Genomic DNA, 20,121 nt, shown 5'->3' with positions numbered 1-20,121 from the left:
TGGCGAGCGGATGGACGGCGACGACGGCCGGCAGCGCCGCGTCGACGCGCCGCCGCAACCCTTTCGGCAAAAATTGCCGGACCGCTGCGCGGCCGCCTTCGACCGTCACGTCGACGGCCGAGCCGACGAGCGGATAGCCGAGCGCCGCGGCGATGCGATACGGCAGCATCCCGGTGTCGTACGCGCCCTCGGCGCGCGTGCCGGTCAGCACGAGGTCGTAGTCTTCGACACGCGCGGCGAGCGCATGCACGGCATCGTCGCCGTCGCGGCAGGCCAGCACCTCGACCTCCCGCGCGCCGAGCGCGAGATATTCGGCAAGCGCCGCATTCGCGGGGTCGCCCGCATGGATCACGTCGAGCTTCGCGCGATGCCGCTCCGCGAGCTGGCGGCCGGTTTCGAGCGCGGCCGCGTCGTTGCGGCTATAGCGCGCGACGCCGCTGACCGGGTGGCGGCCGACGGACACGAGCACCGCGATGCGTTGCAACTGTCGGGGGGCGTTCATGCGGCAACTCCTTCCGGTTCACGGGTGCCGACCGCGGCCGGCGATTCGCCACGCGCGGCGCGCGCGGCCTGCACCTGTTCGATCAGCGCGGCGATCGTGCCCTGCGCGTCGCCGACCACCGTCAGGTTCGCGCGCTTCGCGATCGGCGCACTGCCGTCGAGGTTCACCGCGATCACGTGGCGGCAGTCCTTGATCCCCTGCAGGTGCTGCACCGCGCCCGAGATGCCGAACGCGATGTACACGCTCGCCTCGACCGTCTTGCCGGTGGCACCGACCTGCTTGTCGCGCGTGAAGTGACCGTTGTCGACCGCGACGCGGCTCGCGCCGATCGCCGCACCGAACGCGCCGGCCAGCCGCTCGAACGCGCCGATGTCGGACACGCCGTTGCCGGCCGACACGATGAAATCGGCTTCCTCGAGCGCGACCTGGGCCGCATCGATCTCGTCGAGGCCGAGATCGCGGTACGGCTGCGCGGCGTCATGCGCCGGGCGGATGAAGTCGGCGGCGAGACGCTCACCCGCGCCGACGAACGGCAGCTTCGCGTCGACCGCGTTCTGCGCGAGCAGGATCACGTCGGGCAGCGCGCGGGTGGCAAACGCGCGCCCGGCCTGCGCATACGCGCCGACATGCTTGGCGTCGATCTCGACGACGTGCGTCGCGACGCTCGCACCAGCGGCCGCTGCGTAACGCCGGCCGAGATCGCCGTCGCCCGTCGCGTTGTCGGGCACGAACACGTGTTTCGGCGCGAGTGCCGCCACGCATGCCTGCATCGCTTGCAATTCGCTTTCAGGATCGAACGCACGGCGATCGAAACCGGCGAGTTCAAGCAGCTTGTCGACGCCCAGTTCGGCCACGTCGTCCTTCAGTTCGCCGAACGCGAGCAGCGCGACTTCGGTCTGCGCATCGGCAAGCAAGGCGGCGGCGGCAATGGCCTGCCGCGAATGATCGTCGAGCGCGCCACGTTCGCTGTGCGCGACCACCAGCATCACGTGCTTCGGTTCCTGCACCGCGCGGCGTGGCTTCGCGGCCGCGGCGCCATGGCCGTGCGCGGACCAGTTCGCGGCGTTCGCGTCGGCACTGCCTGCCTCGCCGAGCGTGATGCGCTTCAGGCCGGCGGCCGTGATGATGAACGGCCGACGCGGATCGATTCGTTTGATCGTATTCATCGATTCACTCCAGCGAGGCGGCAACGAGTTCGGCCACGTCGAGCACGTCGGGGCGCGGGCCCACGACGCCTTCGAGCATCGCCGTGCAGTTCGGGCAGGCAACCGCGACCACGTCCGCGCCGATCGTGCGCGCGTCGGCGATGCGGATGTCGGGAATGCGCTGCTTGCCGGGGATGTCGGTCAGCGGCGCACCGCCGCCACCGCCGCAGCAGCGGCCGCGCATACCGTTGCGCTCCATCTCGACGACCTGGATGCCGATCGTCTTCAACAGCTTGCGCGGCGCTTCCGTCTCGCCGTTGTAGCGGCCGAGGTAGCACGGGTCGTGATACGTGGTGCGCTTCTCGCGCAGCGCTTCGACGGCCTTCGGTGCGATCTTGCCGCTCTCGGCCAGTTCGGCGAGGTAGGTCGTGTGGTGCTTGACCGTCACGCGCAGCCCGAGCGCACGGTATTCGTTGCGCAGGCTGTGCATCACGTGCGGGTCGGCCGTCACGATCTGCTTGTACGACAGCGTGCCGAGCGTGCCGATCAGGCGCTTCGCCATCTGCTGGAACGTCGCTTCGTCGCCGAGCCGGCGGGCGACGTCGCCCGTGTCGGTTTCGGTCGAGCCGAGCACCGCATAGTCGACGCCCGCCTTGTTCAGCACCTTGACGAACGCGCGCAGCGTGCGCTGGTAACGCATGTCGAACGCGCCTTCACCCGCGACGAACAGCACGTCGACCGGCTTGCCCGGCTGCGCGACGGGCGCGCTCAGGTCGACCGACCAGTCGTAGCGCGCGGCCGTGTCGTAGCCGCCCATCGTGCCGGTTTCACGCAGGTTCGCGAGCACTTCCTGGCCCTTGCCCGGCACCGTGCCGTGCACGAGCGTGCGGTTGCGGCGCATGTCGACGATCGCGTCGACGTGCTCGATCAGCATCGGGCATTCCTGCACGCATGCGCGGCAGGTGGTGCACGACCACAGCGTCTGCTCTTCGATCAGGCCCGACACGATCGGGCCGTTCGGCTCGCCGCGATGCTGGCCGACCGCGAGGCCCGGCGACGGGCTGCCCGCGTACGCCGCATCGGTGCCGCCCGCCATCCCGACGACGAGATCCTGGATCAGTTTCTTCGGGTTCAGCGGCTGGCCCGACGCGAACGCGGGGCACGCGGCTTCGCACTTGCCGCACTGCACGCACGCATCGAAGCTCAGCAGCTGGTTCCAGCGGAATTCGACCGGCTTCTCGACACCGTACTCCTGATGCTCGATGTCCGGCAGTTTCAGCGCGGTCGGCGGCGTGGCCGTACCGTTGCCCGTGAACGATTCGCGAGTGGCCGCGAAGCGCTCCTGGCGCGGGTGGAAGGCCAGGTGCAGGAGACCTGCGATCGCATGCTTCATCGGGCCGCCCTTCGCGGCACCGACCGTCATCGTGAAGGCACCGACGCCGATCAGCACGGCGCAGAGCACCGCGAACGCACCCGACATCGCACCGGTCGGCACCAGCATGAACAGCACGAGGCCGAGCGCGAACGAGCCGAGCAGCCAGGGCAGCGTATTCCACGGGCCGCGCGACAGGCGGGCGGGCACGTCTTTCGCCGCGCGACGGCGCCACACGAACACCGCGCCGACCAGCATCGCGAGTGCCGACAGGAAGATCAGTTTGTCGAGCCACGGCGAGTAGATCGCGAGGCCGTAGTTGATGAACACCAGCGCGAGCGCGCCGATCGCGCCGCCGGCCGTCGCGACGTGCGTCTTCGCGATGTACGGATCGCGGGCGACCACGTGGTGCAGGTCGACGAAGTAACGCTTCGGAATCGCGAACAGGTTGGCGATCCCGAACGCGCCGGGCGCCGTCGCGCGGCCCAGGCGCCAGTAGGACGAGCGCTTCGCGACCGCGAACGCGAGCCCCGCCACCGACAGCCACAACAGGGCGGTAATGAGGAAGGACGGATTCATCGTTTAGAAATCCTTCACGAGACGCAGCGAGTCGTAGATCGCACCGTGGACGTTGTGCATCGAGATGCAGTCGCCGACACGGAACAGCAGGAAACGGCCGTTGCCGAGTTCTTCCGACAGGCACGGCTGCGGCTCGGCCGCGAACAGCGTGTGCGGATCGATCTGGCCGCGGTTCACCGATTCCGGCTTGAGCTTCCAGTACAGCTCGTCGTTCGGCGACGAACCGTTCTCGATCACCACCTGGTCGACCGCGCGCTCTTCCAGTTCTTCCGTGTACTCGTTGCGCAGCACGGCGATCAGCTTGCCGTCCTCTTCGTAGACGCGATCGAGCATCGTGTTCGGCGTCGGGATCACGCCGAACGCATACAGGCGGCGATAGAAGATCGGGAACGTCGTGCCGCCGCAATCGTCGGCCACCTTCACGTCCGGCGTGACGACCTCGACCTTCGAGCCGCGGCTCGCCATGAAGTCGGCCACGCCGGCGCCCGCATGCGTGCTCACGCCGTCGAACAGCAGCACGTTCTGCTTCGGCTCGACCTTGCCGGTCAGGATGTCCCACGAGCTGACGGCGAGGCCCTCGGCCACGCCCCAGCCCGGCACCTGCCACGTGAAGCTCGACCCGCCCGTCGCGAGCACGACGATGTCCGGCTTCTCGGCCATGATCATCTTCTCGTCGGCGGCCACGCCGAGACGGCGATCGACGCCCAGGCGCTTCGTTTCCATGTCGAACCAGCGGATGATCCCCGACATCTGTTCGCGTTGCGGCGCCTTCGCGGCGATCATCACCTGCCCGCCCACTTCGGCATTCTTCTCGAACAGCACCACGTCGTGGCCGCGCAGCTTCGCGACGCGCGCCGCTTCCAGGCCCGCGGGGCCCGCGCCGACCACCACGACCTTGCGCTTCGGGCCGCGCGACTTCTCGATGATGTGCGGCATCGTCGCTTCGCGCGACGTCGCCGCGTTCTGGATGCACAGCACGTCGAGGCCGTTGTACTGGCGGTCGATGCAGTAGTTCGCGCCCACGCACTGCTTGATTTCGTCTTCGCGGCCGTCGCGGATCTTGATCACCATGTGCGGATCGGCGATCTGCGCGCGCGTCATGCCGACCAGGTCGATCATGCCGGTCGCGAGCAGGCGCTCGGCCTGGCCCGCATCGCGGATGCTCTGCGCGTGCATCACCGGGATCTTCACGACCGACTTGATGCCGGCCGCGAGGTGCACGAATGGCTCCGGCGGCAACGCCATCGGCGGCATGCAGTTGGCGATCGTGTTGTGCGTATCGCCGCCCGAGCCGACCACGCTCAGGTAGTCGATCAGGCCCGTCTCCGACATCGCCTGCGCGATTTCCTTCAGCGCTTCGTGATCGAGGCCGTCTTCATGGAATTCGTCGCCGCACATGCGCAGGCCGACGCAGAAATCCTTGCCGACCGCCTCACGCACGGCCGTCAGCACCTCGATACCGAAGCGCAGGCGGTTTTCGAGGCTGCCGCCCCATTCGTCGGTGCGGTGGTTCGAACGCTTGCTCCAGAACTGGTCGATCAGGTGCTGGTGCGCAGCCGAGATTTCGATGCCGTCCATGCCGGCCGCCTTCACGCGTTTCGCGGCTGCCGCGAAATCGCCGATGATGCGGCGGATTTCCTCGATCTCGATGATCTTCGCGTTACCGCGGTGCACGGGTTCGCGCACGCCCGACGGCGACATCAGGTGCGGCCAGTGCTCGCCGTGGAACGACGAGCGGCGGCCCATGTGCGTCGCCTGGATCATGATCTTCGCGCCGTGCTTGTGCATTGCATCGGCGAGGCGCGTGAGCGGATCGATGATCTTGTCGTTCGACAGGTTCACCGATTTCCACCAGCCCTGCGGGCTGTCGATCGATACCGGGCTCGACCCGCCACAGATCGCGAGGCCCACGCCGCCCTTCGCCTTTTCTTCGTAGTAGCGGATATAGCGGTCGCCCGGCAGGCCGCCCGGCTCGGCATACACCTCCGCATGCGCGGTGCTGACGATCCGGTTGCGCAGCGTCAGCTGGTTCAGCTGCATGGGTTTGAACAGGTGGGGATAACGCATCGCTGGCGACCTCTGGCGTTCGAATGTCTCGTGTTGCGGGTGTTGTTTTGTGTCGGTGATTCAGTGCATCAGGGCATCAGTGCGCGATCGGCGACACTTCGAACACGCAGTGATCGTGATGCTCGGCCGCACATTGCACTTCCTTCGATTGCGCGCGCGGGGCGCCCTTGCCTTCCGGCGTCGTGTCGTTGACCCAGTCCATCGCGCCGGCGAACCAGCCCGCGAACATGTAGCAGAGCTTGCCTTCCTTGCCCGGCTGCTGGAGCACGAACGACGAGTGGCGCAGCTCGATCTTTGCGCGCGCGCTGGCCGGATCGGCCTCGATGATCGAGAACAGGCCCCAGCCGCGCTGCGACAGGCGCTTCAGGTAGTGCTCGAATACCGCCATGCCGGTCAGGCCGTGCAGCTTTGCTTCCTTGTCGCACCAGTGGTATGCGGACTTGTAGCCGGCCTTGTAGAGAATCTCGGCATACGCTTCGACGCCGAGCGCTTCCTCGACGGCGACGTGGTTGTTCGTGAAGAAGTGGCGCGGCACGTACAGCATCGGCAGCGCGTCGGTGGTCCAGACGCCGGTATCGGGATCGACGTTGATCGGCAGTTGCGGTTGCATCGTGTGACTCCGTGAGGAAAGTGGCCGCGCGGCTCAGTGCGCAGGCGCGACATCGTCCGCGTGCCCGCGCGGCTTGCGCGGGCACGTCCCGATTTCTTTTAATGTTGAATCGCTGGCGGTGGTTCGGCGGTCGCGGCGCTTATGCGCCCCACACGTCCTTGAACACGCGCACCCAGTTCTCGCCCATGATCTTGCGGATACGCGACTCCTTCCAGCCGTGGCGTTCCATCGCGGCGGTCAGGTTCGGGAACTCGCCGATCGTGCGGATGCCGTCCGGGTTGATCACCTTGCCGAAGTTCGTCAGCTGACGATAGCGGCCCTTGTCGTGCGTCAGCATGTCGAAGAATTCCTTCGCGAAATCCTGCGTGAAGTCCGTGCCGATGCCGACCGCGTCTTCGCCGATCAGGTTCACGACGTATTCGATCGCCTCGATGTAGTCGTCGATGTTCGCTTCGATCCCGCGCTTCAGGAACGGCGCAAACATCGTCACGCCGACGAAGCCGCCCGCATCGGCGATCTCCTTCAGTTGCTCGTCGCTCTTGTTGCGCGGATGCTCCTTCAGGCCCGACGGCAGGCAGTGCGAATAGCACACCGGCTTCTTCGAGAACGCGATCGCTTCCGACGACGTGTTGCCGCCCACATGCGACAGGTCGACCATGATCCCGACACGGTTCATCTCGGTGATCACTTCGCGACCGAAGTCCGACAGCCCGCCGTCACGCTCGTAGCAACCGGTACCGACCAGGTTCTGCGTGTTGTAGCAGAGCTGCACGACGCGCACGCCCATGTCGGCGAACGCTTCGATGTAGCCGAGGTTGTCCTCGAACGCATGCGCGTTCTGGAAGCCGAGGATCACGCCCGTCTTGTTTTCCTTCTTCGCGCGGAAGATGTCTTCCGTCGTGCGCACCAGCGTCAGCAGCTCGCCGTTGTCGCGGATCTTCTTCTTCATCACGCCGATGTTGTCGACGGTCTTAGTGAAGTTCTCCCACACCGACACCGTGCAGTTCGCGGCGGTGATGCCGCCCTTGCGCATGTCTTCGAACACCGGCTTCTCGAACTTCGAGATGTTCAGCCCGTCGATGATGATGCTGTCTTGATGCAGCGTGCTCATGTGTTGCTCCAGTATTGTCGGGACGGTGGGATCAATAGATCGGGAAGCGTTCGCACAACGCGAAGATCTCGCGGCGCACACGCTGTTCGGTCGCGTGGTCGCCTTCCGGGTTCGCGCGCAGCGCGTCGAACACTTCGAGGATCAGGCGGCCCACCTCGCGGAATTCCGCGACGCCGAAGCCGCGCGTCGTGCCGGCCGGCGTACCGAGGCGGATGCCCGACGTGACGGTCGGCTTCTCGGTGTCGAACGGAATGCCGTTCTTGTTGCAGGTGATGCCAGCGCGTTCGAGCGCCTGCTCGACCGGCGCACCCTTCAGGCCCTTCGGGCGCAGGTCGACCAGCAGCAGGTGGTTGTCGGTGCCGCCCGTGACGAGATCGACGCCGCCCGCCTTCAGCACTTCGCCGAGCGCCTGTGCGTTCGCGAGCACGTTGTCGATGTAGGTCTTGAAGTCCGCATGCAGCACTTCGCCGAACGCGACGGCCTTGCCGGCGATCACGTGCATCAGCGGGCCGCCCTGCAGGCCGGGGAACACGGCCGAGTTGATCTTCTTCGCGATGTCCTCGTCGTTGGTCAGCACGAAGCCGCCGCGCGGGCCGCGCAGCGTCTTGTGGGTGGTCGACGTGACGACGTGCGCGTGCTCGACCGGGTTCGCGTGGCGGCCCGCGGCGATCACGCCGGCGATGTGCGCCATGTCGACCATCAGCTTCGCGCCGACGCTGTCGGCGATCGCGCGGAAGCGCGCGAAGTCGAGCGCGCGCGGGTATGCCGAGAAGCCGGCGATGATCAGGTTCGGCTTGTGCTCGTGCGCGAGTGCCTCGACCTGGTCGTAGTCGATCAGCAGCGTGTCGCGGTTCACGCCGTACTGGACCGCGTTGAACCATTTGCCCGACAGCGCCGGCTTCGCGCCGTGCGTCAGGTGGCCGCCCGCGTCGAGCGACATGCCGAGCACCGTGTCGCCCGGCTTGGCCAGCGCGAGCATCACCGAGCCGTTCGCCTGCGCGCCCGAGTGCGGCTGCACGTTCGCATAGCCGGCGTTGAAGATCTTCTTCACACGCTCGATTGCCAGCGCCTCGACTTCATCCGCGAACTCGCAGCCACCGTAGTAGCGCTTGCCGGGATAGCCTTCCGCGTACTTGTTGGTCAGCACCGAGCCCTGCGCCTCGAGCACGGCACGCGACACGATGTTTTCCGACGCGATCAGCTCGACCTGCGACTGCTGACGCTCGAGTTCCTTCAGGATGGCGCTGCGCACCGGCGCGTCGCGCTCGGCCAGGGGCTGCGAGAAGAAAGGCTGGGTGTTCGACATAGTGCGTCCGTGACGAAGAATAAGGGGCTGAAACCGAAGCTCAAGGCCCGCCCTGCCTGGGTTTCCCGCTTGCCCAGTGCAAGGCTGCCGACGGCTCTATTCTTGTCGTTCGGATTTTCGGCGGATTGATGAATTTAGACGCGTTCTTTGCCTTTTCCGCCATCCGCGTCCGTTTTATACAAGTGACCGGTCGTGCTTTTTCGGATGACCAAGCAAACCGCCGTCGGCAGTTCACCTATGAACAGGCACGCCAGCGGTGCGATTGCCGCCCGGTCGGGGTGCAACGCGTCCCGGATACGGTGCAGTGCAGCATGCCGCTTTCGGCCAGACAACGTATGGATCTAGGGTTTAGCCGTATGGCACGCTTGTTGCGCTGGCTCACACAATATCGCTGCCCGATCCGTGCCCGGGCATAAAGCTATTAGAGATTCAAGGAACGCCCCCCATGTCGCCCGACCGCACAGCGTCGCTGTCCCACTTCGCGTTCATGCCCTTGCCGAACTTCACGATGATCGCGTTCACCAATGCGATCGAGGTGCTTCGGATGGCGAACTACCTGAGCGGCCAGCCGCTCTACCGCTGGTCGGTCATCAGCCCGGACGGCGGCCCGGTTACCGCGAGCAACGGCCTGACGGTCGACACCGGCCCGGCCGAATGCGTGGGGCACCCCGACATCGTGTTCGTGTGCGGTGGCGTCGACGTGCAGCGCGCGACCACGCCCGCCCATCTGTCGACACTGCGCCGCTTCGCGCGCGCGGGTATCCCGCTCGGCAGCCTGTGCACGGGCACCTATGCGCTCGCGAAGTCGGGGCTGCTCGCGGGCTACGCGTGCGCAATCCACTGGGAGAACATGTCGGCGCTGAAGGAAGAGTTTCCGGACACGCGCTTCCTGAAGGAACTGTTCGTGATCGACCGCGACCGCATCACGTGCACGGGCGGCGTCGCGCCGCTCGACATGATGCTGAACCTGATCGCCGCGCGCGTGGGCACCGCGCGCGTCACGCAGATCGCCGAGCAGTTCATCGTCGAACACGTGCGCGACACGAGCGCGCAGCAACGCATGCCGCTCGTCGCGCGCCTCGGCTCCGCGAACAAGTCGCTGTTCGAAGTGATCTCGCTGATGGAGAACAACATCGAGGAGCCGCTGTCGCGCGAGGAGCTCGCGCGGCTCGCGAACATGTCGCAGCGGCAACTGCAGCGCCTGTTCCGCGAACACCTCGGGATGACGCCGACGCACTATTACCTGACGCTGCGGCTGCGCCGCGCGCGCGCGAACTGCTGCTGCAGACCGACATGTCGATCATGCACATCACGATGGCATGCGGCTTCCAGTCGGCGTGCCATTTCAGCAAGAGCTATCGCGACGCGTTCGGCGTCGCGCCGACCCGCGAGCGCCGCAAGCAGGTCGCGCCGCTTGCGCAGGGCACGGCGAGCGCCGGCCCCGCGTTTCCGGCGCACGTGCTGCATGCGTGACGCGCACCGCGGTTGACCGATAAAAAAAGCGGCCTCGAAGGCCGCTTTTTCTTTGCGCTTACGATCCCCACACCTGCATTTCGTCGAGCGAATAGCCCCACTGCGTCGCGCGCTTCGTGCCATACATCCGCACGTAGCGGCCATGCCCGTTCAGGTTCGGCAGCGTCACGTGGCCATACGACACCCCGTTGTTCGTCGAGTAGATCGTCGTCCAGTTCACGTTGTCGTTCGACGTCTGGATCTGGTACACGAGCGCGCCCGCATCCCAGTAGAGATCGATGCTGCTGATCGTCTTCGTCGCACCGAGATCCACCGAGATCCATTGCGGATCGACGCCCGCACCTTCCGGCGAATCCCAGCGCGTGCTCGTGGTGTTGCCGTCGAACGCCTTGTCGGGCGTGAGCGACGCGTTGTAGCTCGCCGACGCGGCAGCCGGGTGGCCTTGCGACAGCAGCGTGATCTGGTTCGCCGCCGGGCCGCCGTAGTAGCTCGACCCGAGCTTGGCCTTCGTCGTGTCGGCGTTCACGCCGAATTGCGACAGGCTCCAGCGCTGGCCGGTCGTCACGTCGCCCACGTAGAGCTGGTAGCCACCCGCCGTCGTCGACGAGAAGAACAGGTAGTTCGTGCCGCTCACCGGCGCGGGGTCGGAGTTGTTGCTGATGCAGTCGTTGAGAGCCAACTGATTCGGCGTCGATGCCGGATCCGCGGTCTTCGAGTAGATCTGGTCGAGCTGGCTCGTGTCCTTCCAGCGCGCGTAGAACACCGTGCCGTCCGCACGCACGATCGGATAGTAGGTCTGCAGGCCCGCCGGATTGTCGAACACGGCCGTGGCGCCGGTCGCGAGCGTGCGCTTCATCAGGCCCATGTTCGCGCCGGTGCCGCTCGCGTAGTAGACGGCGCTCGCGTCCGGCGCGAGGAACGGCATCGAGTATTCGGCGCCGGCCGGCGCGTTGGTCAGGCTCACGACCGACGTGAACACCGGGCCTGCGCTCGTGTACGACAGCGTGGCCTGCTTGACGTCACCGTTCTGCTTGAACACGAGGGTCTTGCCGTCCGCGCTGAATTTCGGGTCCTCGTTGCGGGTGGCGCCCGTGCTGTTCGTCATGTTGATCGGCGCATTGCTGGTGCCGAGCTGAACCATGAACACGTTCCATGCGTTGTTCTTGATGCCCATGAACGCGAGCCACTTGCCGTCGGGGCTGAACACGCCGTTCATCGGATCGGTGATGCCCCATGCGCTCTTGCTCAGTTGCGTCAGCGTATGGGCCGAGAAGTCGTAGAGGAACAGCTGGCTCGTGCCGTCGCCGTACTTGACGTAGCTGTGATAGACGAGCTTGCCGGTCAGTGCGGCGGGAAACGTCGCGCTGGACTGCGCCGGCGGATTGCTGATGCAGGCGGCCTGCGCGGCGCCGCCGAGCAGGTTGAGGGCAAGGCCGGCCACGAGGCCCGCGACGAGAGTGTTCGATTTCACGCTGAAGGTTTCCGGTTAGGGTCATGACACCGCTGACTAGACCTCGCACGCACCGGCGCACGGGCCACGGATCAGCCGGCGGACAGCGTGAATTCCGTATCGGTCAATGTCGGGAACAGAGATTGCTCGAGGGGCGACAGCATGCCAGCGAGTCGCGCAGAAAAACAGGATCAGAGCCCGTGAAAAACAAGCGGATCACGGGATAACGAGGCCTGTCGCGCAGCGCGCGCCGTGCTACTCTTTTTTCGGCACAAAGCTGCTCGACTTGAGGCACGCATGAAGCGTTATGCGATGCTCGCCCGGACGATTTCCGAGTCGATCCGGCGTGGAGATCTGGCCCCCGGCACGCGCATCCCGACCGTGCGTGCCGCGTGCCGCGCGTATCAAGTGAGTCCGTCCACCGTGTTTCGGGCGTACTACGCGCTCGAAAGCGAGGGACTGATCGTCGCGCGCCCGCGCTCCGGCTATTTCGTCGCGAACTTCGACGACCAGCGCCTGCGCTTCACGCACGATCCGCCGCGCAAGCCCGCCGTATCGCACACGAGCGTCGACGACGCACTGTTCCGGCTGCTGGACTCGATCCGCTGCCAGGACGTCGTGCCGCTCGGCTCCGCGTTCGCCAGCTACGCACTGTTTCCGATGAGCAGCCTGTGGCGCTACGCGACCGCGGCCACCCGCAACATGGACCGCGCGACCCTGCTGTCCGGATTCCCGCCCGGCGACGACACGCTGCGCCGCCAGATCGCGTTGCGCTACCTGAACGCGGGCGCGGCATTGCCGATGGATGAAATCGTCATCACGACCGGTGCACTGGAAGCGTTGACGCTGAGCCTGCAGGCGCTGACGCGCCCCGGCGAAGTCGTCGCGATCGAGCGCCCCGCGTTCCACGCCGTGCTGCAGGCCGTGCAGCGCCTGCATCTGAAAGCCGTCGAGATTCCGGTCGACCCGCGCACGGGGCTCGATCTCGACGCGCTCGCCGAAGCGCTCGACACGCACCCGGTGCGCGCGTGCTGGTTCATGACCTCGCTCCACAACCCGACCGGCGCGACGCTGTCCGACGAGCGCAAGCGCGCGCTGATCGACCTGCTCGCCGCGCACCGCGTGCCGCTGATCGAGGATGACGTGTACAACGAACTGCAGTTCGGCACGACACCCGCGCGCCCCGCGAAGCTCTACGACGACAGCGGGCTCGTGCTGCATTGCGGGTCGTTTTCGAAATGTCTCGCGCCCGGCTTCCGGATCGGCTGGGTCGCGGCGGGACGCTACGTGCAGCAGATCCGGCAGGCGAAATGCGTCGGCGCGCCGGCCGCCGACATACCCGCGCAACTCGCGATCTCGAACTACCTGCGCGACGGCGGATACGACCGCTTCCTGCGCAAGCTGCGGCTCAACCTCGCCGCGCACCAGGCGCAGATGCTCGCCGCCGTGCGCGCGTATTTTCCGGCCGGTACCGAAGTGTTCGCGCCGCACGGCGGGTATTTTCTGTGGATCGAGCTGCCGCCGCGCGTGGATGCGATGCACCTGTTCGGCGATGCGATGGAAAGCGGCGTCAGCATCGCGCCGGGGCCGATCTTTTCCGCGACCGGCGGATTCCGCCGCTATCTTCGGCTCAATTACGGCCGGCCGTGGACGCCGGCCGTCGAGCACGCGATGCAGACCATCGGAACACTCGCGGCCCGGCAGCGGCAGGACGGCTAGCGCGAATCAGACGAATCGCGGCGGCCCGCTTGCGCCTTGCGTTTCACGTGGCGCCGACCAAGAATGAAGCGGAAGGCCATCGCGGACGAACCTGTTCCGCGCACCCGACGTCATGGAGAACTTCATGAGCACCGCATGCGAACGACGGTCGACGACGCACGCTCCGCCGGATTCCGGCATGGGCCGACCGGCTGCCTTGCAGGACAGGATCATGACGACCGGCGAACGTTCGCCGCATTGATGGCGCCCGCCCGCTTCCAGCGATGCGAGTCCTGACCAACCGGACAAGCCGCGCGCGCGACGACTGGCGTGCGATCCTGAACGCGCGAGCCGACACGCGACGCACCGCCGGCTGCCGCTGCAGGGCGTGCGGCTTCGTGGCCTTCCGCGCACTCGAGCACTGCCCCGTCTGCGGCCGGCGGAACTGGCCGTTCGATCCGGTTCGCCAGGCATCGGACGACACGCATGCCACACATGCGGCGCACTCCTTTCACACGTGGTCGTCGCGCGTCGCACGGGCGCTTCGCAACGCGGCGTTCCGGCGGCCGCGCGCATCGAGCGCACCGATCCTGAGCATCCTGACGCTCGTGCTGCTGGTCGGCGGCTACGTGACGGTCGACCGGACGTGCAAGGCCGATCCGGTCTGTCGCGGTTCGAATGGTTCGGGCGCGACGGCCGGCGATGCCGGCCCGTACGCGTCGACCGATCCCGTGCTGCCGGTCTTGCCGGCGCCCGTCTATCCGTTTCATTCGACTGACGGAACGCAGGTGGCGGCCGCCCGACAACGCAGCCCGGATGCCGGCGAATCCGCCGGACCGACGGCGCTCGCGCGGGCGGTGCCGGCCATGCGTGCGCGCGACCGGTCACACCCCACCGCCACAGCGCGCCTGGCGGACTGGAAAGCCAGCCGCAGTGCCGCGCATCGTGCCCGCGCATTCCACCGCGTGAGCGTGCACACCGCGCATGCGCGACGCGCCGCCGCCAGCAATACGCAAATCGCGCAGCTCTATCGCGGCCACTGAACGCGCATGCGCCATCGGGGACTGCGGGTCCGTCGATTCATTTTTCTAAACCGCCCTTCACAAAACCTCGTTTGCGCCGCAAGCGACGCATGACGTTCAATGGGCCATTCGCCCACGCCGGCGTGTATCGCGTTCCGGCCGGTCGCCCGATCCACCGAACGGAGTCGTCGATGAATGCACTACAGCTCGTGACCCTGGCTGCCATCTGGGGCGCGTCCTTCCTGTTCATGCGCATGGGCGCGCCGGAATTCGGTGTCGTCCCGCTGATCGCGCTGCGCGTCGCGATCGCGGCCGTGCTGTTGTCGCCGGTACTGCGCAACGCGCAGGCGCGACAGGAATTCCGCTCGCACGCGGTGCCGCTGTTCGTCGTCGGTATCGCGAACTCGGCGCTGCCGTTCTGCCTGCTGACCTACGCGGCGCTGTTCGTGTCGGCCGGCACCGATTCGATCCTGAATGCGACGACGCCGCTTTGGACCGCGATCGTCGCGTACGTGTGGCTGCGCGCGCCGCTGACGAAACCGCAGGCGGCCGGTCTCGCGCTGGGCTTTGCGGGCGTCGTCGTGCTCGCCGGTTCGGCGGTCGGTGCGGGGACGCCCGGCGCACCGCGCGCGATCGCCGCCGCGATGCTCGCGACGCTGTCGTACGGGTTCGCCGCGCACTACTCGAAGCGCAAGCTGGCGAACGTCAGGCCGTTCGTGTCGGCCTTCGGCAGCCAGTTGTTCGCGGCGGTCGCGCTCGTGCCGCTCGCGCTGCCGATGTGGCCGCACGGCCCCGTTCACCCGTCCGCGTGGATCGCGGTGGTGCTGCTCGGCGCAATCTGCACGGCCGTTGCCTACCTGCTGTATTTCGGGCTGATCCGCCATGCGGGCGCGCAATATGCCGCGTCGGTCACGTTCCTGATCCCGATCTTCGGTGTCGTATGGGGCGCGATCTTCCTGCACGAGACGATCTCCGTACAGACGCTCGCCGGGTGCGGGATCATCCTGCTCGGCACCGCGCTCGCGACCGGCAGGCTCAAGGGTTTCGCGGCCGCCGCGGTGCGCAGGTCACGCCAGTAGATCGCGCGGGCCGTCGTCGCCGCTGCCGATCTCGCTCGCGAGCCAGTCGCGGAACGCGGCGATCTTCCACTCGTGCTGGCGCGCTTCGCTGCACACGACGTAATAGGACAGTTCGGTCGGCCAGGGCCGTGCGAGCACGCGAACCAGCCGGCCGGCCGCGACTTCGTCACGCGCATAGATGTCGCGCACCAGCGCCATGCCCTGCCCGGCGACCGCCGCCTTGATCAGCAACGCATCCTCGCTGAAGCTCGCGCCGCGCGGCGCACGGGCGTCCTCGATCCCCTGCGCGCGCAGCCACAGCGCCCAGTCGGCGCGGTCCGCGTCCTGCAGCAGCGGGTACGACAGACAGTCGGCCGGCGTGGCGATCGGGCGGGCAGGATCGAGCAGTTGCGGACTGCAGACGGGCCACAGCTCGGGGGTCCAGATGCGGAATGACGCGTGCCCGGGATAGCGGCCCAACCCGTGCCGGATCGCAACGTCGACATAGTCGCGCCGCAAGTCGACTAGTTGCCCGCGCGTCTCGACGGTGATTTCGATGTCGGGATACGCGGCATTGAACGCGCCGAGGCGCTGCACGAGCCACGTGTTCGCGAACGAGGCGGTGGTCGTCACCGCGAGGCGGACGACGCGCCGGTTGGCGCCGTGCACGTTCGCCCACGCGGCCTCGATCTCGTTGAAGCCGCCGGCGAGCTGGTCGAACAGCGCACGGCCCGTGCCGGTCAGCTCGAGTTCGCGGCCGGTGCGCTCGAACAGGCGCACGGCGAGACGATCCTCGAGATTGCGGACATGCTGGCTGACCGCGCCCGGCGAAATGCAGAGCTGGTCGGCCGCCTGTTTCATGCTGCCGCAACGCGCCACTTCGACGAACGTGTGCAACGCTGCGAGGGGAAGTGACTTGGCCATCCGTGGATGCGCCACCGGACGGCGGCGGAGGGGTCGGGAACGGGCGATGATTATCGCAGCAATTTCGTGTGGTCGGGATCGCAGGGCGCCGGCGTTCCGGGCCGCACGGTACGTGCGCGTGGCCTGCCCTTCCCGGCGCCTCCATAGCAAAAACGGGCGGCCAGTTTCCGGCACCGCTCGCTTTGCATGACGCGTTGCGTGTGTCGAACGCGCGTCGAACTCGCGCATCACGCGTCGCGCCGGCCGGCTGCGTGATTTCCATCCGTGCGCGTCAACTACGGCCGACCGTGGGCGCCCGCGGTCGAACACGCAATGCAGACCATCGGTGCGCTGGCCTCGCGGCAACGGCACACGCACCCGCCCTGGCACGAGCGATGCCACCCGAGCGCGTGCCGATCAGTCGCGGCACGCGCCTTGCGTTCTGGCCGGTGCGCGACAAAGAATGAAATCGGAAGGCGGCGTGACGATGTGACGAAGTGAACAGCGAGCGGCCGGCACGGCCGCGTGGCGGTTTCAGAGGAGGAATTCCATGAGCACCGAGAGCACACTCCAGGCGACGATCCAGGCACTCGTCCAGGATGGCAAAGGCTTGTTGGCGGCCGACGAAAGCGGGCCGACCATCGCGAAGCGCTTCAAGACGATCGCGGTCGAATCGACCGAAGAGAACCGCCGCGCATGGCGCACCCTGTTGCTGTCGACGCCGGGCCTCGGTGAATTCGTCAGCGGCGTGATCCTGTATGAAGAGACGCTCGGGCAATGTGCGGACGACGGCACGCCGTTGCCCGAACTCGCCGCTCGCCAGCAGATCGTGCCCGGCATCAAGGTCGACGCGGGCAAGATTCCGCTCGCGCTCGCGCCCGGCGACGAAATCACGCAAGGGCTCGACGGGCTTGCGGCGCGCCTCGACGGCTATCAGCGGCAAGGCGCGCGGTTCGCCAAATGGCGCGCGGTGTACAACGTGTCCGCCACGCTGCCGGGCCATGCGGCGATCAAGGCAAACGCCGAAGCGCTGGCGCGCTATGCGGCGATCTGCCAGGAGGCCGGCGTCGTGCCGATCGTCGAGCCGGAAGTGCTGATGGACGGCGATCATTCGATCGGCCGCTGCGCGCAAGTGACCGACGCCGTGCTGCACGCCGTGTTCGACGCGCTGCACCGGCACCGGGTCGTGCTGGCGCACATGTTGCTCAAACCAAGCATGGTCGTCGCGGGCAGCACGCACACCGCACAGCCGGCCCGCGCCGAAGTCGCGGAGGCGACGGTGCGCCTGTTGCGCAGCACCGTGCCGGCCGAAGTGCCCGGCATCTTCTTCCTGTCCGGCGGACAGACGCCCGAGGAAGCGACGGCGCATCTCGACGCGATGAATCGCGTTGCCGGGCGACCGTGGCTGCTGAGCTTTTCATATGGACGGGCGCTGCAGGAGCCGCCGCTGGCCGTGTGGAAGGGACAGGCGGCCAACGTGCGTGCCGCGCAGGATGCGCTGCTGCTGCGCGCACGCCTGAACGGTGCGGCCTGCCGCGGTCAATACGACGCCTCGATGGAGCGCACCGCGTGAACGGAGCCGGGCGAATGTCGCCCGGTCGATCGTTCACGCGTGAGCTTCTCATCCGGCGCTATCGCGGGCAATGAGCGCGCGCTTCCCGAACGCACAAAGGGCCGAGGCGCTTAACGCCCCGGCCCCTTCGATTACCGCGTGGTAGTCGGTCGCGTTACGCCGCCAGCAACCCGTGCGGGTCGATGACGAATTTGCGCGGCGCGCCGCCGTCGAACTTCTTGTAGCCTTCCGGCGCCTGATCGAGCGAGATCACTTCGACGTTGACGATCTTCGCGATCGGCAGCCGGTCGAACAGGATCGCCTGCATCAGGTTGCGGTTGTACTTCAGCACCGGCGTCTGGCCCGTGAAGAACGAGTGCGACTTCGCCCAGCCGAGGCCGAAGCGGATGCTCAGGCTGCCGTGCTGCGCGGCCTTGTCCTTCGCACCCGGATCGTCCGTCACGTACAGGCCCGGGATGCCGATCGCGCCGGCCGGCCGCGTGATTTCCATCAGCGAGTTCAGCACCGTCGCGGGCGCTTCTTCCGAGTGGCCCGACGAGCCGTGGCCATGCGCCTCGAAGCCGACGCAGTCGACCGCGCAGTCGATCTCGGGCACGCCGAGAATCTGCTCGATCTGCTCGCCGAGCGACGCGTCTTTCGACAGGTCGACCGTCTCGAAGCCCATCGCCCGCGCATGCGCGAGGCGTTCCGCGTTCATGTCGCCGACGATCGTCACGGCCGCGCCGAGCAGGCGCGCCGATGCGGCCGCCGCCATCCCGACCGGGCCCGCACCCGCGATATACACCGTCGAGCCCGGCTTCACGCCCGCGCTCACTGCACCGTGATAACCGGTCGGCAGAATGTCGGACAGGCAGGTCAGATCGCGGATCTTCGACATCGCCTGGTCGCGGTCGGGGAATTTCAGCAGGTTGAAATCGGCGTACGGTACGAGCACGTACTCGGCCTGGCCGCCGATCCAGCCGCCCATGTCGACGTAGCCGTAGGCACCGCCTGCACGCGACGGGTTCACGTTCAGGCACACGCCCGTATGCGTGTCCTTGCACATCGCGCAGCGGCCGCACGCCACGTTGAACGGTACCGACACGAGATCGCCGAGCTTCAGCGTCTCGACGTCGCGGCCGATCTCGACCACCTCGCCCGTGATCTCGTGACCGAGCACGAGGCCGACCGGCGCGGTCGTGCGGCCGCGCACCATGTGCTGGTCGGAGCCGCAGATGTTCGTACTGACCACTTTCAGGATCACGCCGTGGCCGATTGCACGGCCGGTCGGATCGACCATCTTCGGATAATCGATCTTCTGCACTTCGACCTGGCCCGGCCCAAGATAGACGACACCTCGATTGCTGCTCATCGTATTGTCTCCATGTCTCGTTGGATGGCGCCGCGGCGCGCCGGCCCATGCGGCGCACGCGCAACGTGCTGTTCGAGAGTAGTCCCGGAGGCAGGGGCGCCGATGTCTCAAACGCGACATGCGTTTGAACGGCGCCGACATCGATGGCGGAAAACCGAAAGTCGGGCGGGAAACGACGGGAAGGTTTGGCGCGCAGTGTGACCCGCGGCATGGCGCGCTGGAGGGCGCCGTGACGCGCTGGAGGGTGGGCCGATCCCGGCGACCGGCCTCCCCTCTCCCCGGCAGGCGTTACCCGCCCTGATTTTCGCGGATGATCGCGGCGGCGGCACGTTCCGCGTCGCTCGCGACACCGTCGTGCACGCGCGTGCTGACGGCCGGCGTCGGCGGCTCGCTGTCGAGCGCGTGGCCGTTGCGGTCGTGCGTGTCGACCGTCGCGCGCATCGACAGCCCGACGCGCAGCGGATGCGCGGCGAGATCGCGCGCATCGATCGCGATCACGACCGGCACGCGCTGCACGACCTTGATCCAGTTGCCGGCCGCGTTCTGCGACGGCAGCATCGAAAATGCGCTGCCGGTGCCCGCCGAGAACCCCTGCACGCGGCCACGATAGCTCACGCGCGAGCCATACAGATCCGACACGATCTCGACCGGCTGCCCGATGCGCATGTGGCGAATCTGCCCTTCCTTGAAATTCGCCTCGATCCACAGCTGATTGAGCTGCACGATCGACATCAGCGGCACGCCGGGCCCGACCTGCTGGCCGACCTGCACCGAACGCTGCCCGATCGTGCCATCGACCGGGGCGACGATCGTCGTGCGCTTCAGGTTCCGGTACGCGAGCTTGAACTGCGCGGCCGCCTGCACGACAGCCGGGCTTTCGTCGACGGGCAGTTTGGACCCG

At 67.2% G+C, this 20,121-nt stretch carries 14 protein-coding genes and 2 pseudogenes; 5 read left to right on the top strand and 11 right to left on the bottom strand.

Annotated features, from left to right (window positions below):
• The 7 genes and pseudogenes from JYJ84_RS10750 to JYJ84_RS10720 all read right to left on the bottom strand — a co-directional run.
• A pseudogene (locus JYJ84_RS10750) lies at positions 1-502 on the bottom strand (electron transfer flavoprotein subunit beta/FixA family protein); the annotation flags it as partial.
• The gene (locus JYJ84_RS10745; protein WP_175223180.1) at positions 499-1,668 is read right to left on the bottom strand and encodes an electron transfer flavoprotein subunit alpha/FixB family protein; all 1,170 of its coding nucleotides are present in this window, start codon (positions 1,666-1,668) and stop codon (positions 499-501) included. The pseudogene JYJ84_RS10750 and the gene JYJ84_RS10745, both read right to left, overlap by 4 nt.
• Before the next feature lie 4 nt (positions 1,669-1,672).
• Complete coding sequence (locus tag JYJ84_RS10740; RefSeq protein WP_122947847.1) at positions 1,673-3,598, bottom strand: (Fe-S)-binding protein; 1,926 nt, start codon at positions 3,596-3,598, stop codon at positions 1,673-1,675.
• Between the two features lie 3 nt (positions 3,599-3,601).
• Positions 3,602-5,665 carry an NADH:flavin oxidoreductase gene (locus JYJ84_RS10735; RefSeq protein WP_043180448.1) on the bottom strand — a complete coding sequence of 688 codons (2,064 nt, stop codon included), beginning with the start codon at positions 5,663-5,665 and terminating at the stop codon, positions 3,602-3,604.
• Positions 5,666-5,741: 76 nt separating this feature from the next.
• Positions 5,742-6,275 carry a DUF5943 domain-containing protein gene (locus JYJ84_RS10730; RefSeq protein ID WP_006488993.1) on the bottom strand — a complete coding sequence of 178 codons (534 nt, stop codon included), beginning with the start codon at positions 6,273-6,275 and terminating at the stop codon, positions 5,742-5,744.
• A 139-nt stretch (positions 6,276-6,414) separates the two neighbouring features.
• Positions 6,415-7,386, bottom strand: a complete 972-nt coding sequence (locus tag JYJ84_RS10725; RefSeq protein WP_043180452.1) for a dipeptidase — start codon at positions 7,384-7,386, stop codon at positions 6,415-6,417.
• Positions 7,387-7,417: 31 nt separating this feature from the next.
• Positions 7,418-8,692 (bottom strand): serine hydroxymethyltransferase, encoded by a 1,275-nt coding sequence (locus JYJ84_RS10720; RefSeq protein WP_122947848.1) that lies wholly within the window; start codon positions 8,690-8,692, stop codon positions 7,418-7,420.
• A gap of 445 nt (positions 8,693-9,137) precedes the next feature.
• Between JYJ84_RS10720 and JYJ84_RS10715 the strand changes: the two are divergent.
• Positions 9,138-10,165: pseudogene (locus JYJ84_RS10715) on the top strand (GlxA family transcriptional regulator).
• 58 nt (positions 10,166-10,223) lie between these two features.
• Here JYJ84_RS10715 and JYJ84_RS10710 read toward each other — a convergent pair.
• Entirely contained in the window at positions 10,224-11,636 is a 1,413-nt protein-coding gene (locus tag JYJ84_RS10710) for a discoidin domain-containing protein (RefSeq protein ID WP_175223181.1), read from the bottom strand.
• 276 nt (positions 11,637-11,912) lie between these two features.
• Here JYJ84_RS10710 and JYJ84_RS10705 point away from each other — a divergent pair, with 276 nt between their 5' ends.
• The 3 genes from JYJ84_RS10705 to JYJ84_RS10695 all read left to right on the top strand — a co-directional run bounded on the left by JYJ84_RS10705 (position 11,913) and on the right by JYJ84_RS10695 (position 15,414).
• Positions 11,913-13,334: a PLP-dependent aminotransferase family protein gene (locus tag JYJ84_RS10705; protein ID WP_175223182.1), complete on the top strand. Its 1,422-nt coding sequence runs from the start codon at positions 11,913-11,915 to the stop codon at positions 13,332-13,334.
• A gap of 263 nt (positions 13,335-13,597) precedes the next feature.
• Complete coding sequence (locus JYJ84_RS10700; protein WP_175223183.1) at positions 13,598-14,356, top strand: hypothetical protein; 759 nt, start codon at positions 13,598-13,600, stop codon at positions 14,354-14,356.
• Positions 14,357-14,526: 170 nt separating this feature from the next.
• Positions 14,527-15,414, top strand: coding sequence for a DMT family transporter (locus JYJ84_RS10695; protein WP_175223184.1), 888 nt, complete (start codon positions 14,527-14,529; stop codon positions 15,412-15,414).
• Here the strand turns inward: JYJ84_RS10695 and JYJ84_RS10690 are convergent.
• Positions 15,403-16,317: a LysR substrate-binding domain-containing protein gene (locus JYJ84_RS10690; RefSeq protein ID WP_175223185.1), complete on the bottom strand. Its 915-nt coding sequence runs from the start codon at positions 16,315-16,317 to the stop codon at positions 15,403-15,405. The genes JYJ84_RS10695 and JYJ84_RS10690 overlap by 12 nt on opposite strands.
• A gap of 529 nt (positions 16,318-16,846) precedes the next feature.
• Here JYJ84_RS10690 and JYJ84_RS10685 point away from each other — a divergent pair.
• Positions 16,847-17,869: a class I fructose-bisphosphate aldolase gene (locus JYJ84_RS10685; RefSeq protein ID WP_122947857.1), complete on the top strand. Its 1,023-nt coding sequence runs from the start codon at positions 16,847-16,849 to the stop codon at positions 17,867-17,869.
• A gap of 154 nt (positions 17,870-18,023) precedes the next feature.
• Here JYJ84_RS10685 and fdhA read toward each other — a convergent pair whose 3' ends face one another.
• Complete coding sequence (fdhA, locus tag JYJ84_RS10680) at positions 18,024-19,220, bottom strand: formaldehyde dehydrogenase, glutathione-independent (protein WP_043180475.1); 1,197 nt, start codon at positions 19,218-19,220, stop codon at positions 18,024-18,026.
• Positions 19,221-19,508: 288 nt separating this feature from the next.
• Positions 19,509-20,121, bottom strand: a 613-nt coding sequence (locus tag JYJ84_RS10675) for an HlyD family efflux transporter periplasmic adaptor subunit (protein WP_205189184.1), incomplete at its 5' end; no start/stop codon positions are given.

The organism is Burkholderia sp. LMG 13014, from assembly GCF_905232215.1.
GTDB lineage: Bacteria > Pseudomonadota > Gammaproteobacteria > Burkholderiales > Burkholderiaceae > Burkholderia.
This window is presented reverse-complemented; position numbering and strand designations above follow the sequence as displayed.